This window comes from Paenibacillus lycopersici, from assembly GCF_010119935.1.
GTDB classification, from domain to species: domain Bacteria; phylum Bacillota; class Bacilli; order Paenibacillales; family Paenibacillaceae; genus Paenibacillus_Z; species Paenibacillus_Z lycopersici.
In genome coordinates this window covers 913,366-929,513 of record NZ_CP048209.1, presented here as the reverse complement: position 1 = coordinate 929,513, position 16,148 = coordinate 913,366, and the positions used below count along the sequence as shown (strand labels likewise).

Genomic DNA, 16,148 nt, shown 5'->3' with positions numbered 1-16,148 from the left:
CTGAGCGCCCTGAGCGCCCTGAGCGCCCTGAGCGCCCTGAGCGCCGAAATCCTGCCCTCGGGAAGGATTTCCCGAGATATCTCCGGGCTGGGCGCCGAATTCCCAGCAGACTTGCAAAGTTTCTCACACACTGCATTTCCAAGAGGGGGAGCTATCCTTTCGTCGGCGTTCGTACAACCAACCTTAGGAGAACTCTCTTTGGTTATAAAGTTTTCTATCCCTTATGGCGGGCTCTTTGTAAAGCTACTAGTAACGAGGAGGAAAAAGTTGCCCGTACAGCAACATTACCGGCATTTGGTCGGGCCGAGGCGGGAAAAGTTGCTCGAACCGCAACATTACCGGCATTTTTTCCGGTCCGTGGCGGGAAAAGTTGCTCGAACCGCAACTTTTCCCGCATTTTTGTCGGTCTGACGCGAATAAAGTTGCTCATGCAGCAACTTTTCGCCATTCTCCGGCAGGTGTGTAAGGTTCTTCGCAAGGCTACTGACTGGATGCACCTCTTGCACCGGATCCGCAGAGTTTGCGGCGATGTGATGCACTGGGTGCACCGCTTGCGCAGATTCGCCGCTCGCGCTTTACTGCGCACACTCGCCCTACCGCCGTAACGCGCCCAAAAAGCCCATGAACGGCCGAAGGCCTTTCCATGGGCTTGTCGTACAAACGCCAGCCTGCGAGCGAGCCTACACCCACTCCGTGCGCGGCGCTTCGAATTCCATGTCCGCTTCGCCGGTCGGCGAGACCGGAATGGCGATCATGCGCACGGACTCCATCATCCGCAGCATGTTCGTCAGCTGGAACGGCGTGCGGGAGCCCCGCGTCAGCCAGGCGGATACGTCCTCCGGCTCCAGGATCGCCGGCATCTGAGGCTGGTACGGGGCGATCAGCCCGTTCGCCTTCGTCATGAGCATCGTGCAGGTGCGCATCTCTTCGCCGGAAGCCGGACGGAAGACGTCGTAGAGACCCGCGATCGCGAACATCCCGCTGCGCATCGCGATTTTGACCCGGTGGACGACCTTGCCTTCGGTTCGCGACACATAGAAGCCGTTGCACGGAATAATGCAGCGCTGCTTGTTGGCGATCCGCTCATAAATCGGCTTTTCGAACAGCTTCAAGCTGTCCATCCGCACGGAATCCTTCGCCCAGTAGGGGACCATGCCCCAGCGGAATTCGTCCAGCACCCGTTCGTCCTTGTGGTGGATGATCGCGGAGATCGACTCCGTCGGTTGAATTTCGCTGCGGCTCGAAGTATGGAATAGGACGTTGTCGAGTTCGAAACGCTCGGTCAGTTCGGATGAAGCGGCCGTTATGGCTATAGCTTGGCACATGGTAAAAACCTCCTCCAGTTTTGGTTATTATGACCGCTTCCGCCAAAATCATGTGCGCTCCCTCCGGATTCGCTATAATCAATCTAGATCCCGCCGTCCGAACGCGTCATCATCCGAGAAAAGGAGTGCGCTGCATGAGAGAAAACGAGCCTGCGCCGAAAGCCGTTCGCGTCCCCGCGCCGTTCGCCAGGGGCGAGCGGCTGCTGCCCTATGCGTCCCTCGCCGACAATCCGCTGCCCGTCTACGTCAACCGCGTACGGGAAACGTTCGATCTGCGCATGCATGCGCATGACTTTATCGAAATTTGCCTGGTCGCCGAAGGCGCCGGCTTTCATTATCTGGAGACGGAGCAGATCGCCGTCGCCCGCGGCGACCTGTTCTTCATTCCGATCGGTCTCTCGCATGTGTTCCGGCCCGCCGCCAAAGGACAGCCGCTCGTCCTGTACAACTGCGTCGTCACCGCCGACCGGCTAAACATGCTGCTGCAGGCCGTTCAGGCCGAGCCCGAGCTCGCCGCCTTCTATGCGGCGCGCAGCGCGGGCAAAGGTTGGTTCCAGCTGCGCGACCGCGGCGAAGAAGCGCAGCGCCTCTTCCACCGGCTGCACCGCGAATTCACCGAACGCAGGCCCGGCTGCTCCGCCGCGCTCAGCGCCCTGACGGCCGAGCTGCTCGTCCTGCTGTACCGGCACGGCGGCGAGGGCGAGCCGCGCCAACCCGTTCCGGCCGCATCGACGGAGGACGTTGCATCGATGGGCGAGCTGCTCGCTTATATCCGCGGCAATTGCGCCGAGGACCTGCACGCGGCCGCGATGGCGGCGAAGCTCGGCATCGGCGAGCGGCAGTTCCAGCGCAGCTTCAAGAAAGCCGTCGGCGTGACATTCCTCGACTACGTGCAAAGCGCCCGCATCGATCTCGGCTGCCGGCTGCTCCTCGAGACGGCGGACAAAATCAGCGCCGTCGCCGCTCGATCCGGCTACCAGGACACGAAGTTCTTCAACCGGCTGTTCAAGAAGAAAACAGGCGTCACGCCGCGGCAGTACCGCGCAGCCGGAAAATCATCCGAGGAGCGTTAGGTTCAAGTCAAAGGCCGTTCAAGCCAAAGAGGCCATTTGAATCAAGTTAACTGGATTCAAGCAGTTCGAATGCAGGCCGAATGATTGCATCCGGAATGATTGCAATCCCAAAAAAGGCAGAGAATCCGCGGCGAGGCCGGTTCACGTCGTGAACGGTCGCTCCAGGGACTCCCTGCCTTTTCCTTGCAGCCTTCTTTGTTTGCAGCTTTCTATACATGCATTCATTCCGTCAAAATAACGGGTCCCCCGCTCGTGACCGCCACCGTATGCTCGAACTGCGCTCCCCAGGAGCCGTCGAACGTGCGGGCTGTCCAGCCGTCCGCATCGATCGTGATATGCGGCTGGCCCGTCACGAAGATCGGCTCGATCGTGATGACCATTCCCTCTCGCAGCTTCTTGCCGCTTCCGGCCTTCCCCGTGTGATGGACCTGCGGGTCCTCATGCATCCGGCGGCCGATGCCATGGCCGATGAACGCCTCCACGATCGCGTACCTCTCGCGCTCCGCCACGGCTTGCACGGCGGCGCCGATGTCGCCGAGCCGCTTGCCGGCCGCCGCCTGGGCGATGCCCTGATAGAGCGCGTATTTCGTCGCCTTCAGCAGCCGCTCCAGGTCGGGGGCGATCCGGCCGACCGCGTACGTCCAGGCGGAATCCGCCATCCAGCCGTCCAGGTCGGCGACCATGTCGATGGTGACGATTTCCCCTTCCCGCAGCGGCACGTCGCGCGGGAAGCCGTGGCAGACGACATCGCCTACGGAAGCGCAGGTGGCGTAAGGATAGCTCTTATATCCTTTCTGGGCCGGTTTCGCGCCGCATGCGCGCATGTACGCTTCTGCGAAACGGTCGAGCTCAAGCGTCGTCACGCCCGGCTGCAGGCGCCGGGCGATTTCGCGGTGGCAGCCCGCGACGACGCGCCCCGCTTTGCGGATTTGCTCGATCTCGTCGTTCGTCTTGTATTGAATCATCCGTTCATCCCTCCGTGAACAAGGCAGCAGGGCGAAGCCGCGGATGCTGTCCGAACCGACTGCCGTCCTCCGGGCAGCGTATGCGCCGGCCGCAGGATCGGCAACAAAAAAGCCTTGTCCCTATCTTACCGGGCAAGGCTGTGCCATTCATTCGATTAACTTACCGAGGAGCGAAGTCTCCCCATTTCGTGCTCCACCAGCAGTGTCAGTTCCTCCTCATAGCCGCCCATAATCCTATACTTGCGGATATAGTCCCTGACGAACTTGCGCGAGTCTTTCGGTTGGAAAATGCGCGTCAGCTCCACGAGGCTTTCTTTGACTTCATTATGGCTACGTTTTGCCATGAAATCCCCTCCCTAGCATCGGTTGGTGGTTCTAACAAATACGATTCGAGCGTGTTGAACGATCCACTTAAATGAAGGCGAGCCAAAAAGCATCATGGAGCAGGCTAAATTAAATTTTCTAATTTATCAATCAATTATAACATTTTAAATCGGGATATAAAAGCGAACAGTCATTTATTTATTTATGAAGCTTCAGTTGTTGTCGGTGTCTGTCGAATCCGCGCCTGTGTTATCCCATTCCTGCGAGCGAGTCGTTGCAGCCGACCAGGCGCTGCTTTTGTACATGCGCAAGTAAGCAACGACGCCTACGATTGCGACGATGATGCCGAACAAGATGACCGCAGTCGTTATCCATGGGCTGACCACGCTAGCGCCCTCCTTCGCTCAATGAATTTCCATATATAGGCTAATTATAGAGGAAAGGAATAACGCTTTCAATGCGGCGGACAGCCACGGCATCAAATGTAACATGTTACAATTAAGTTACTCTGCGAAACGTCCCGCTTCCCCATACAAGGAGCTCCCCTTTATTATCGGTAATCCGCCCCTCTAATGTAAGAGTCCGCCGCGAACGAAAAACGAGCGCCGCTTCGCAGGTCAGCAGCCCCTCCGAGGATGACGCCAAATAATGCACGTTCAAGCCGGACGTAACCGTCTTGTCTCCCGGGCAGGCGAGGATCGCGACGAGCCCCATCGCATTGTCGAGCAGGGACGCGAGCACGCCGCCGTGCACGATGCCGGCCAAATTCAGATGCTCCGGCCTGACCTGCAGCGCGATGGCCGCCCTGCCCTCCTCCGCCGCCACCAGCTCGCAGCCGAGGAAGCCCCAGAAGGTCGGCCGGGCCGCCGCTTCCAGCGCCGCGAGCTCCTGCTTGGCATCCCGCGGGCGGTCTTTTCTCTCATCCGTCATGTCGCTTCGCCGCCCCCATCGTTCCCGGACGCAGCCCGTTCTTCTTCTTCCTGCAGCTTGCGCCGGAGCACTTTGCCGATCATCGTCATCGGAAGCTCGTCGCGAAATTCGTACAGATGCGGAACCTTGAACACCGCAAGCCGTTCCCTGCACCAGCGGTCGAGCTGCATGGAGGAGACGTTCACGTCCTTGCGCAGCACGATGAACGCCTTGACCGTCTCGCCGCGGTACGGGTCCTTCACGCCGATAACGGCCGCATCCCTGACGCCGGGATGCTCATACAGCACCTCCTCCACCTCGCGCGGATAAATGTTGAAGCCGCCGGCGATGATGATATCCTTGATCCGGTCCACGATCGTGAAAAAGCCGTCCCGGTCGATCTGCGCCAGGTCACCGGTGCGCAGCCAGCCGTCCTGCAGCGCCGCCGCCGTCGCTTCGGGCTTGTTCCAGTAGCCCTGCATCACCTGCGGCCCTTTGATCAGCAGCTCGCCGATGCTGCCCGGCGGCAGCTCCTCGCCGGTTACCATGTCGACGACCTTGGCTTGCGTGCCGGGCAGGGGCAGGCCGATCGTGCCGATTTTGCGCTTCGTCCAGAGCGGGTTCGCATGCGTCACGGGCGCCGCCTCCGTCAGGCCGTATCCCTCGATCAGCCGTCCCCCGGACAGCCGCTCGAACTGCGTCTGCACCTCCAGCGGCAGCGGCGCGGAGCCGCTGATGCACACTTGGATCGACGACAGATCGTATTTCTTCACGTCGGGATGGTTCAGCAGCGCGACGTACATCGTCGGCGCTCCGGGGAAGATGGACGGCTTCTCGTCCCGGATCGTTTGAAGCACGGTCGCGATCTCGAACCGCGGCAGCAGCACGATTGAACCTGCTTTGAACACAGACAAATTCATTATCACCGTCAAACCGAATACATGAAACAGCGGCAGCGCCGCAAGGAAGCGTTCCTTGCCTTCTTGCATGCGGTAGAACCATGCCGCGCACTGGGCCGCGTTCGCCAGCATGCTGCGGTGCGTCAGCATGACGCCCTTGGCGACGCCGGTCGTGCCTCCCGTGTATTGCAGCAGCGCCACTTCCGCCGGATCGATTCGGACTTCGGACGGCAGCTTGGGAGCTTTCGTCAGGAACGAAGCGTACCGCGTCACGCCATCCATGCCGTACGGCACGTTCGGCTGCTGGCCGGAGCGGTACTGCTTGAAGGGATAAAGCAGATTTTTCGGAAAAGGCAGCCCGTCTTGGATCGAGGTGACGATCACTTTGCGCAGCTGCGGGACGGGCCCCTCTTCCGGCACATCGCCGCGCACCCGCGCGAGTCGGGGGTAAAGCATGTCGAGCGTCACGATGGCGACTGCGCCGCTGTCCTTCAGCTGATGCTCCAGCTCCCGCTCCACGTAAAGCGGATTCGTCATGACGACGACCGCCCCGGCGAGCAGGACGCCGAAATACGAGACGACCGTCTGCGGACAGTTCGGGAGCATGATGGCGACGCGGTCCCCCTTGCCGACCCCGGCCGCCTGCAGCCCTGCCGCCATCCGCTGGGCCGCGGCGAGCAGCTCCTTATACGTCGTTCGCTTGCCGAAGAAGCGCAGCGCCTCGTTCGCGGGGTATTTGGCGGCGGCCTGCAGCAGCAGATCGCCGATGGCGAGGTCCGGGATTTCCGCTTCCGGGGCAACCTCGCCGGGATAATTCCGAAGCCAGGGCGAAGCTTGAGGTTGATCCATTTCCCCGCCTCCTGAGCGTTGGTATTCACGTTGCCAAGTTATCGCCGATCTTGCGGCGACGCTTGCCGCGTATCATTCGGATAAATTCGAGCGCCACGAGCAGACGCGATGAGCAGCTGGGTGAAACCTATTCATTTCGTGCGAAAACTCGCTTCGGATGCGGAGCGAGTTTTGGCGGAGCTTTGAATGAACGCGGCGCGAAAAGTTGCTCGTTAGGCAACTTTTTCGGCGTATTCGCCGGTCTGCGGCGCGAAAAGTTGCCCGTTAGGCAACTTTTTCGGCGTGGTCGCCGGTTTGCGGCGCGAAAAGTTGCTCGTTAGGCAACTTTTTCGGCGTTGTCGCCGGTCTGCGGTGCGAAAAGCTGCCCGAAAGGCAACTTTTTCGGCGTGGTCGCCGGTCTGCGGTGGAAAGCTGCCCGATTGGCAGCTTTTTCGGCGTGATCGCCGGTTTGCGGTGCGGAAAGCTGCTGGACTGGCAACTTTTTCGGCGTATTCGCCGGTCTGCGGCGCGAAAAGCTGCCCGAAAGGCAACTTTTTCGGCGTGGTCGCCGGTTTGCGGCGCGAAAAGCTGCCCGAAAGGCAACTTTTTCGGCGTTGTCGCCGGTCTGCGGTGCGAAAAGCTGCCCGATTGGCAGCTTTTTCGGCGTGATCGCCGGTTTGCGATGCGAAAAGTTGCCCGATTGGCAACTTTTTCGGCGTGATCGCGGAGGCCGCTCCACAAAAAATAATGGCCGCACAGAACATGCCATAGCGGAAACCGCAGGCAGACTGCCTTGAAAACAGAAATCGGCTGCGAGCGCATGCCGCGTGCCGATCTTGAGCGAGCAGCAGCCATTAGCGCCGGCCTCTCGTCGACCACTGCCAAAAACGTACAGCTGATCAAAAGCATACAGCCGCGCACATACGGCACTGCGCAAGCGCTGTTTCGCAAGGCAACCGGTTGCCTGCATCGCTATAACGTGTACTGTTGACTCCGGATGACGCGTGCGGCGATGCCGCGCTTGAGCGAGATGACGTCGTCCAGCGGCGCGCGCAACAGCTTCTTCAGCACGGCCAGCTGCGTCTGCAGCGAATCGCCCGTCTCCAGGGCGGACAGCGCCGTCTTCGCATAGCGCTCGACCCGTTCCATCGCTTCCTGCACGAAGACCACGGTCATGTCGGTGGCGTTGCGAATGCGCGCGGACGCGGCAGCGTCGGCGGAGGCGCCTGCTGCGCGGAACAGCATTTTGCGGGTACGGAGCGCGGCGCTCTCCATCGCGAACGTCTGGATCATCATATCCGCCAGCAGGCAGAGCACTTCCTGCTGCTGCTCCAGCGCGAGCCCGTATTTCTGCACCGCGAGACCGCCGACGGCCAGAAACGTCCGTTTGGCCTGCCCGATGCGGTACGTTTCCTTCGCGAGCGGCTCGTCGAACGCCGGAAGCGGCATCGGCTGCAGCAGCTCCGCCTGCAGGGCGCGCGCTTTGCGCAGCAGCGGCAGATCGCCTTTAAGCGCCTTTTTCATCAACGTACCGGGGATGAGCATGCGGTTGATTTCGTTCGTGCCCTCGAAAATCCGGTTGATGCGGGAGTCGCGATAAATCCGCTCGACCTTGTATTCTTTGATGTAGCCGTAGCCGCCGTGAATTTGCACCGCTTCGTCCGCCACGTAATCCAGCGCTTCCGTCGCGAACACTTTGTTGATGGAGCATTCCAGCGCGTATTCGGAGATCGCCTTGGCCGCGCGGGCGCCGGCCTGGCTCGCGTCTCCGCCCTGGGCTTCCGTCGACTGCAGCATCTCGTCGATCCAGCCGGCCGTGCGGTAAACCATGCTCTCCGTCACGTATGCCGCGATATTCATGTCCGCCAGCTTCGCCCCGATCAGCGGGAACGAGGCGATCGGCCGTCCGAACTGCTTGCGGCCGTTCGCGTATTTGGCGGCGAGCCCGATCGTCTCCTTCGCCCCGCCGACGCAAGCCGCGGCCAGCTTGAAGCGCCCGATGTTCAGGATGTTGAACGCGATCAGATGGCCTTTGCCGACTTCGCCGAGCACGTTTTCCACCGGCACGGGCGTGTCGTCGAAGAAAATCGGGCAGGTCGAGGAGCCTTTGATGCCCATCTTGTGCTCCTCCGGCCCGATGCTGAAGCCCGGCAAGCCGCGTTCCACGATGAAGGCGGTAAAATGGTCCCCGTTCACCTTGGCGTACACGATGAACACGTCGGCAAAACCGGAATTGGTAATGTACAGCTTGGAGCCGTTCAGCTTGTAATGCGTGCCTTCGGCATTAAGCCTTGCCGTCGTCTTGGCGCCGAGCGCGTCGGAACCGGACGACGGCTCCGTGAGGCAGTATGCCGCGATGCGCTTGCCGGTCGACAGATCGGGCAAGTACTTCGACTTCTGCCCCGGCGTGCCGAAGAACACGATCGGCAGCGTGCCGATGCCGACATGCGCGCCGACGGACAGGGCGAACGACGACGCTTCGGCCAGCGTCTCGGCAAGCAGCGTCGAGCTGACCTTGTCGAGTCCGAGGCCACCGTACGCTTCCGGGACATCGGCGCCGAGCAGTCCGAGTTCTCCGGCCTTGCGCATCAGCTCGACCGTCAGCTTGTAATCCAATGCCTCGATTTCAGCGTCGCGGGGACGGATTTCGCCTTCGAGAAACGCGCGCGCCGCCTCTCCGATCATCACCTGTTCCTCGGTGAAATCCTCCGGCGTGACGACCTCCTCGGGCGCCATGTCCTCAATCACGAAACGGCCGCCCCAACCTTTGTTTTGGGCCATATCGCTGCCTCCTTTCTGGGTAAGCGGGCGTTGCTTGGCGGCGGCGGATCCGCCGCCGGTTTATTGGTGAGCGTTGCGGTAGTAGCCGCTGCGCTATGGTGGAATGGCCGCTGCGGGGAATTTGCGAACGTTGCGCGCGTGCTCCGCATTGCGGGCGTGAGCGTTCGCGGTTGCAAACCTATCATTGATTTGCCGATGCCTTTTGCCGCAGAATGGCCGCCGTTCTGGACTTCTTGCTTCACTGCGGAGAGAGTGGCCGCTGAACGGAATGTTGTTGCTGCTCTTCAGAAGCAGTGGCCGCTGCGCAAAATGTCGGTGCTGCACTTCGGAAGCAGTGGCCGCTGCGCGAAATGTCGGTGCTGCGCTGCAGAAGCAGTGGCCGCTGCGCGAAATTCGCGAGAGCCGCATGCTTGTTTATTGGACGAATACCTTTGTCGCAGCTACGCTTCCACCGAGAACACACCGGCCGCGCCCATGCCGCCGCCGACGCACATGGAGACGATGCCCGTGCCGCCGCCTCTGCGCCGCAGCTCGTGAATCAACGAGACGGACAGCTTCGTCCCCGTGCAGCCGAGCGGATGTCCGAGCGCGATCGCGCCGCCATTGACGTTCACGATCTCCGGATCGATGCCCAGCTCCCGAATAATCGGGAGACACTGTGCAGCGAAAGCCTCGTTCAGCTCGAAAAGGCGTACTTGGTCAAGCGTCAGTTTGGCGCGGGCGAGCGCTTTCGGGATCGCCTCGATCGGGCCGATGCCCATCACTTCCGGCGCGACGCCGGCCACGCAATACGCCCGGAACTGCGCCAATGGCCGGATCCCCAGCCGCTCGGCCCGCTCCCGGCTCATGACGACGACCGCCGCGGCCCCGTCGCTCATCTGCGACGCATTGCCCGCAGTCACGGTACCTTCGCGGGCGAACGACGGCTTCAACTTCGCCAGCACCTCCGGCGTCGTATCCGCCCGCACGCCTTCGTCCTGTTCGAACGTGTACGGCTTCTTCCACGGCCTGCCGTTGTCGTCGATGCCTTCCCGCTGAATATGCAGCGGGACGATTTCGTCGCGAAAACGGCCTTCGGCGATAGCCTGCGCCGCTTTGCGATGACTCTCGGCGGCGAAAGCGTCCTGCGCCTCGCGGCTGATACCGTAGCGCCGGGCCACTTCCTCCGCCGTGTGGCCCATGCCCATGTACGCCTCCGGCATGCTGTCCGCGATGCCGGGATGGGGCGAAAGCTTGAAGCCGGTCATCGGGACATGGCTCATGCTTTCGACGCCGCCGGCGAGGACGACGTCCGCCTCGCCGAGACGGACGCGCTCCGCGGCATAGGCGATCGCCTGCAGCCCCGACGCGCAAAACCGGTTGACGGTGACGGCCGGGGTCGTCACCGGAAAGCCCGCATACAGCGTCATGATGCGGGCGAAGTTCAAGCCCTGCTCGCCTTCGGGCATCGCGCAGCCGATGATGACGTCCTCGACATCGGCGTCGTTCAGCCCGGGCACGCGGTCAACGGCCGCGCGCAGAACCGCGCGGCCCAAGTCTTCGGCGCGCGTATCCGCGAGACTGCCCTTCCTCGCTTTGCCGACGGCGGTACGCACGGCGGATACGATGACGGCATCCCGCGGATGTTTGGTCGCAGTCATGGCGGGGTCCCTCCTTTATGTTTGAGATGTTTGGCTGTTAGGCGATGATGCGGTGCATCGGCGTGCTTTTTGCGGCGGTTTCGCTGAAATGGCGGCGATGTGTTGTACTAGGTACAACTCTTTCGCCATTTCCACCCAATTGGCGGCCATGTATTGTACCGGGTACAACTCTTTCGCCATTTCCCCGCCGGCGGCATCGGCGCAACAACAGCTAGTTCCGCAGCGGCTTCCCGGTCGTCAGCATATGCCGCATGCGCGCCTGCGTCAGCGGCTCGCCGCAGAGACTGAGAAACGCCTCGCGTTCCAGATCGAGCAAATACTGCTCGCTCACTTCCGCGCCCGGCGGCGCGTCGCCGCCGGCGAGCACATGCGCCAGCTTGCGGCCGATGCGCACGTCGTGCGGGCTCGCCTGGCCCGCGAGACGCATGTTCTCGACCGCCAGCTGCAGCACGGCTCGGCCTTCGCGGCCGGCGACGCGGACGCGCTTCTCCGCCGGCGAGGCGTAGCCTTCGCGGTCCATCGCCAGCACCGTCCGCTTCGCCTCGGCCGCGCGCGTCTCGCCGCGCATGATGACGCGGTCATGCGGCCGCATGAAACCGATGCGGCCGACATCGTAGCCGCTCGTCGACGTCCTGCCCATCGCGATCGTCTCGAACAGCGCGTTCAGCTGCGACTGCACGTCGCCGCCGGCCCCGGTCCGGGCATCCGCGAGCGCCGCCGCTTCCTTGCAGCCGCCCCCGGCCGGGATGAGGCCGACGCCGGTTTCGACGAGGCCGAAATACGTTTCCGCCGAGAAGACGATCCGGTCCGCGGGCAAGCAGGCTTCCACGCCGCCGCCTAGCGTCATCCGGTGCGGTGCCGCCACGACGGGGCGGTCGAGCCGCTTGAGCGTCAGCATGCTGTTCTGGAACAGGGAAATGATGTCGTCGATCTCGTCGAAATCGCCGTTTTGCGCTTCCAGCAGGAGCATCATCAGGTTCGCCCCGACGCAGAAATGCCGCCCCTCGTTGGCAATGACGAGCCCGCGCCAGTTGCGGCTTACCTCCGCCGCGCTCTGCCGGATCGCGGTCAAAATATCCCCGCCGATCGCGTTGTTCGGCGAGTGGAACACCAGCCCCGCCACCTCGTCGCCCAAGTCGAGCAGCGAAGCGCCGGCATTGCCGAGCACGACCCGGCCCGAGCGCCGAATCGCTTCCAGCGAGATGACGTCCGGATCCTCCTCCTGTAACGCGTACTCGCCGCCTCTGACATAAAACCACCGCAGCCCCTCCTGTTTGTAGAAGCTCCGATTCCCGGCGGCAAGCCAGCGCTCCACCCAGTGCGGAATGTCGTCGCCCTCCGCCCGCATCCGCTGCACGGAACGCTCCAGCCCGATCGCATCCCACAGCTCGAACGGCCCCAGCTCCCAGTTGAAGCCCCACACGAGCGCCCGGTCGATGTCCGTGACCGAATCCGCGACGACGCCGAGCTGGCGGGCTGAATACAGCAGTACGGTCTTGATCGCCTGCCAAGCAAATAGCGCATGCCGGTCGCTCGTGTCCGTAAACAACAGCGCCTTCACCTTGGCCGCAGCGCCTTTGGCCGTCTTGGCCGCCTCGATGACCGGCGAATTCACGCTGCGCCTGGGCGCGTACGTCATCGTGTCCAGCTGGAGCGTCTCGATGTCGCTGCCGCCGCCGGGACGTTTGATTTTGCGATAAAAGCCGCCGCCTGCCTTCTCGCCGAGCCATCCCTTCGCGACCAGCGCCTCCAGCTCCGGCGGCCTTGCGAACGCGGCGCGCTCCGCCTCGTCGTCACTTCGTTCCCGCACGTTGTCCACGACATGCAGCAGCGTATCGAGACCGACGAGGTCGAGCATGCGGAACGTAGCGGTTTTCGGCCTGCCCATGGCCGGCCCGGTCAACGCGTCGACCTCGTCGACGCCCAGCCCGAAGCTGCGCATCGCTTCAATCGTCGTCAGCATGCCGTACGTGCCGATCCGGTTGGCGATGAAATTCGGCGTGTCCTTGGCAAGTACGACGCCTTTGCCCAGCTGTCCCTCGCATGCCGCACGGAGCCGGGTCAGCGTATCAGGCGCGGTATCCGGACCGGGCACGAGCTCGACCAGCTTCATATGGCGGGGCGGATTGAAGAAATGCGTCACGGCAAACTGTTGGCGAAACGTCTCCCCTCGCCCTTCCGCCATCGCGGCGACGGACAGCCCCGAGGTGTTGGATGACACGAGCGTGCCGGGCTTCAGCACCGTTTCTACACGGGCAAAAACGCTCCGCTTTACATCCAGCCGCTCGACGACGGCTTCGACGATCCATTCCGCCTTGCCGAGCTTGCCGAGGTCATCCTCCAGGTTTCCGGGCGTAATGCGTCCGATGAACGAAGCGTCGTACAGGGCGGGCGGTTCGCTTTTGGCCAGTCTGGCGATGCTGGCCGCGGCCAGCCGGTTGCGGACGGCACGGTCCTGCAACGTCGCTCCGGCCCTGGCTTCCTGCTCCGTCAGCTCGGATGGCGGCACATCCAGCAGCAGCACCTGCATGCCCGCATTGGCCAAATGGGCGGCAATGCCAGCCCCCATGACTCCGGAACCAATGACTGCCGCACGACGAATCGCCGGCGCCGATCGTATTCCCACACCGCTCCCTCCTTTGCAGTAGTGATCGTTGGCCGCTTGAGGCGGCGAATCTGCGGTTCGATGACATGGCTCTAGTCCGGCAATCAACGCGGCAAAAGCAGCCGAATGCGTTGGGAAGCGACAATCCGCCAGCGCCGACGATCGGGCGGCGCGGATGCAGTCCCGGAAGCGGCGACGCGTCCTTGTGCCGCCGCTTGGCACGCGAAGCCGGCTGGCCGACTTTCTCGCTTGCGGCTCGCTGCCCTGGCTGCGCAAGTCGCGCACTGGCGGCGACGCGCTCAGCTACCCGTCTCCGAATACGCTTTCGGCGAGCAGCTCGGCGACGTCGCGCGCCCGGACGCCGGACTCGGCATCGTGCAGCTTGATGCCGTCCTCCATCATCGTCAGGCAGTACGGGCAGGCAGAGCCGATGACCGTCGGCGACGTCTCCAGCGCCTGCGCCGTGCGCGCTTCGTTCACGCGGACGCCGCCTCGTTCCTCCATCCACATGAGTCCTCCGCCGGCGCCGCAGCACAGCCCGTTCGCGCGGTTGCGCTCCATCTCCAGCAGCCGGACACCGGGGATCGCGCGCAACAGCGCACGGGGTGCGTCGTAGACGCCGTTGTACCTGCCCAAATAGCAGGAATCGTGATAAACGACCCGCTCGCGCAGCGGCACAACCGGCACGAGCGAACCGTCTTCCACCAGCCGGGCAAGCAGCATCGTATGATGCTCCACTTTCACCGTTCGCTCGAGTCCGAAATCGGCGTACTCGTTCTTGAGCGCGTTGAACGTATGCGGACAGATCGTAACGATGCGGCGGATACCGTACCGCTGCAGCGTGGCGACATTCTCAGCGCATAACGTTTGAAAAAGCAGCTCATTTCCAAGGCGCCGCGCCGTGTCGCCGGAGTTCTTCTCCTCGCCGCCAAGGACGGCGAACGGTACTCCTGCCTGCTGAAGCAGGCGCACGACCGCGAAAAGCACCTTCCGGCTGCGCTGATCGTACGCGCCCATCGTGCCTGCCCACAGCAGCAGCTCCGGCTGCTCGCCGCGCCCGGCCGCCTCCCGCATCGTGCGTACGGGCGGCGCATCCGGCACGGCCGCCTCGTAGGCCGCGATCCACGCCGCGCGCTCGGTACGGGGCAGCCCCCACGGATTGCCCTGCCGCTCGATATTTTGCATGGCGCGCTGGGCTTCGGCCGGGACGCGGCCCTCCGTTAATACGAGATAGCGGCGCAGGTCGATGATTTTATCCACATGCTCGTTGCCGACGGGACATTGATCCTCGCAGTTGCGGCAGGTGGTGCACGCCCATAGCTCCGACTCCGTCATGACGTCGCCGATCAGCGCCAAATCCGTCACGGCCGTATCCGCCTGCACGTGCCACGCCTGCTTTTGCGCCGTCATGGTCGGTTCGATGGTCGTCGTCGCGGATGAGCCGCCGGTCCAGATCGGCACGGCGCCGACGGACATCGCATGCGCCCCCGCAGGAGCGCCGCGGTTCAGGTCCGGCACCCACGGCGATTTCGACGTAATGGCCGCGCCTTTCTCGGTCAAATGATCGCGCAGCTTGACGATCAGATGCATCGGCGACAGCAGCTTCCCCGTGGATGCGGTCGGGCAAACGTTCGTGCACCGGCCGCATTCGACGCATGCATAGAGATCGAGCAGCTGCTTCTGCGTGAACTGCTCTACCGCGCCGACCCCGAACGATTCCGCCTCCTCGTCCTCCAAATCCAGCGGAGCCAGCCTGCCCGGCGGCGTCCGGCGGCGCAGCCACAAATTCACGGGCGCCGTGAAGATATGAAAATGCTTCGATTGCGGCACGTACACGAGGAACCCGAGCAGTACCGCCAAATGCAGCCACCAGAAAATCTCGTACAGCACCCTCCCTGCATCGGGCGAGAATCCAATGGCTCGGAAGCCGTCGGCCAGCGACGAAGACACCGGAGCATAGCTCGCATAGAGCGAGCCTGCCGCGCCCTCGCTTGCTGCCGCTGATTCTTTCAGCCGGTCAAAAGCCTGCGTCAACAGCACCGTGGCCATGAGCCCGCCGATAAACCAGAGCACAATCGACGGTTTCCAGCCCCTTTTTAGCCGCTTCAGCCGCTCGACGTACCTGCGGAACGTCCCGTACACAATCGCCAACAACACGAGCGTCACCGTAATCTCCTGCGTCAGCACGAACCCGTGATAAGCCGGATAAGGCAGCGCGGAATCCGTGAGTCCCTTCCAAATGATGTCCGCCGCGCCGAACTGCAGCACGATGAAGCCGTAGAACAGAACGAGATGCATGAGGCCGCTCCGAAGATCCTTCAGCAGCTTGCGATGGCCGAACACCTGAACCGCCCACTCAGCCGGCCGTTCGAACCACGAAGCCGCTTGCGATGCGAGCTCAGCGTTCGTCGTAAACGAGGAGATGCCGAGCATATCGTCGCTTTGGTCGTTCTCGGGATCGGCCGGGTCGAGCGGGGGCGGCGGTTTGCGCTGCGCTCTCCTTCCCAGCAGCATATAACCCGCCCGTCTGCGGACCACCGCGTAGAAGCAGCCCAGCGCCGTCGACGTCATCAGCACGAAGAACACCCATCTGATCAGCAGCGTCAGCGCATGCTCGCTCATTCCTCCCACATGACCGCCTCCTTCCCCTGGAATCGCGGAGTGATTCAGTATATGTCCGCGCGGCCGGCAACATGTCGTGCAAGCCTCGGCCCAGCCTCCGTCAGGGTCTATTTCGAGGGCCAAGTTCATAAGGTAACAGGAGCGGCGGCGGCTTTTGAGGACGGCTTAGTGTATCGT

General features: G+C 62.7%; 12 protein-coding genes. 1 reads left to right on the top strand and 11 read right to left on the bottom strand.

The window, feature by feature from the left end:
• Positions 1 to 680: 680 nt before the first annotated feature.
• Positions 681 to 1,325, bottom strand: coding sequence for an SOS response-associated peptidase (locus tag GXP70_RS04145; protein ID WP_162355304.1), 645 nt, complete (start codon positions 1,323 to 1,325; stop codon positions 681 to 683).
• Positions 1,326 to 1,459: 134 nt separating this feature from the next.
• Between GXP70_RS04145 and GXP70_RS04140 the strand changes: the two genes are divergently transcribed.
• Positions 1,460 to 2,398: a helix-turn-helix domain-containing protein gene (locus GXP70_RS04140; protein WP_162355303.1), complete on the top strand. Its 939-nt coding sequence runs from the start codon at positions 1,460 to 1,462 to the stop codon at positions 2,396 to 2,398.
• A 221-nt stretch (positions 2,399 to 2,619) separates the two neighbouring features.
• On the opposite strand, the gene map is transcribed toward GXP70_RS04140, so the two are convergent.
• The 10 genes from map to GXP70_RS04090 form a co-directional block, all read right to left on the bottom strand.
• Entirely contained in the window at positions 2,620 to 3,363 is a 744-nt protein-coding gene (map, locus tag GXP70_RS04135) for a type I methionyl aminopeptidase (RefSeq protein ID WP_162355302.1), read from the bottom strand.
• Positions 3,364 to 3,518: 155 nt separating this feature from the next.
• Positions 3,519 to 3,707: a hypothetical protein gene (locus GXP70_RS04130; RefSeq protein WP_161703939.1), complete on the bottom strand. Its 189-nt coding sequence runs from the start codon at positions 3,705 to 3,707 to the stop codon at positions 3,519 to 3,521.
• Between the two features lie 192 nt (positions 3,708 to 3,899).
• The gene (locus tag GXP70_RS04125) at positions 3,900 to 4,073 is read right to left on the bottom strand and encodes a hypothetical protein (RefSeq protein WP_162355301.1); all 174 of its coding nucleotides are present in this window, start codon (positions 4,071 to 4,073) and stop codon (positions 3,900 to 3,902) included.
• Between the two features lie 112 nt (positions 4,074 to 4,185).
• Positions 4,186 to 4,617: a PaaI family thioesterase gene (locus GXP70_RS04120; protein ID WP_162355300.1), complete on the bottom strand. Its 432-nt coding sequence runs from the start codon at positions 4,615 to 4,617 to the stop codon at positions 4,186 to 4,188.
• Positions 4,614 to 6,344 carry a long-chain-fatty-acid--CoA ligase gene (locus GXP70_RS04115; RefSeq protein WP_162355299.1) on the bottom strand — a complete coding sequence of 577 codons (1,731 nt, stop codon included), beginning with the start codon at positions 6,342 to 6,344 and terminating at the stop codon, positions 4,614 to 4,616. The genes GXP70_RS04120 and GXP70_RS04115 overlap by 4 nt, the downstream gene beginning before the upstream one ends.
• 316 nt (positions 6,345 to 6,660) lie before the next feature.
• Positions 6,661 to 7,293: a hypothetical protein gene (locus GXP70_RS04110; protein ID WP_162355298.1), complete on the bottom strand. Its 633-nt coding sequence runs from the start codon at positions 7,291 to 7,293 to the stop codon at positions 6,661 to 6,663.
• Positions 7,294 to 7,295: 2 nt separating this feature from the next.
• A complete protein-coding gene (locus GXP70_RS04105) occupies positions 7,296 to 9,104 on the bottom strand; it encodes an acyl-CoA dehydrogenase family protein (RefSeq protein WP_162355297.1) in 1,809 nt (602 codons plus the stop codon).
• A 440-nt stretch (positions 9,105 to 9,544) separates the two neighbouring features.
• Positions 9,545 to 10,744, bottom strand: coding sequence for an acetyl-CoA C-acyltransferase (locus GXP70_RS04100; RefSeq protein ID WP_162355296.1), 1,200 nt, complete (start codon positions 10,742 to 10,744; stop codon positions 9,545 to 9,547).
• Positions 10,745 to 10,955: 211 nt separating this feature from the next.
• A complete protein-coding gene (locus GXP70_RS04095; protein ID WP_162360282.1) occupies positions 10,956 to 13,313 on the bottom strand; it encodes a 3-hydroxyacyl-CoA dehydrogenase/enoyl-CoA hydratase family protein in 2,358 nt (785 codons plus the stop codon).
• A 339-nt stretch (positions 13,314 to 13,652) separates the two neighbouring features.
• Positions 13,653 to 15,971, bottom strand: coding sequence for a (Fe-S)-binding protein (locus GXP70_RS04090; protein ID WP_225442825.1), 2,319 nt, complete (start codon positions 15,969 to 15,971; stop codon positions 13,653 to 13,655).
• Positions 15,972 to 16,148 lie beyond the last annotated feature (177 nt).

Excerpts from the sequence above, each read along its gene's own strand:
- GXP70_RS04105 (WP_162355297.1), bottom strand. The coding sequence starts at position 9,104 with ATGGCCCAAAACAAAGGTTGGGGCGGCCGTTTCGTGATTGAGGACATG.
- GXP70_RS04100 (WP_162355296.1), bottom strand. The coding sequence starts at position 10,744 with ATGACTGCGACCAAACATCCGCGGGATGCCGTCATCGTATCCGCCGTG.
- GXP70_RS04110 (WP_162355298.1), bottom strand. The coding sequence starts at position 7,293 with ATGCAGGCAACCGGTTGCCTTGCGAAACAGCGCTTGCGCAGTGCCGTA.
- GXP70_RS04090 (WP_225442825.1), bottom strand. The coding sequence starts at position 15,971 with ATGAGCGAGCATGCGCTGACGCTGCTGATCAGATGGGTGTTCTTCGTG.
- GXP70_RS04095 (WP_162360282.1), bottom strand. The coding sequence starts at position 13,313 with ATGGGGGCTGGCATTGCCGCCCATTTGGCCAATGCGGGCATGCAGGTG.
- GXP70_RS04115 (WP_162355299.1), bottom strand. The coding sequence starts at position 6,344 with ATGGATCAACCTCAAGCTTCGCCCTGGCTTCGGAATTATCCCGGCGAG.
- GXP70_RS04145 (WP_162355304.1), bottom strand. The coding sequence starts at position 1,325 with ATGTGCCAAGCTATAGCCATAACGGCCGCTTCATCCGAACTGACCGAG.
- GXP70_RS04130 (WP_161703939.1), bottom strand. The coding sequence starts at position 3,707 with ATGGCAAAACGTAGCCATAATGAAGTCAAAGAAAGCCTCGTGGAGCTG.
- map (WP_162355302.1), bottom strand. The coding sequence starts at position 3,363 with ATGATTCAATACAAGACGAACGACGAGATCGAGCAAATCCGCAAAGCG.
- GXP70_RS04120 (WP_162355300.1), bottom strand. The coding sequence starts at position 4,617 with ATGACGGATGAGAGAAAAGACCGCCCGCGGGATGCCAAGCAGGAGCTC.
- GXP70_RS04140 (WP_162355303.1), top strand. The coding sequence starts at position 1,460 with ATGAGAGAAAACGAGCCTGCGCCGAAAGCCGTTCGCGTCCCCGCGCCG.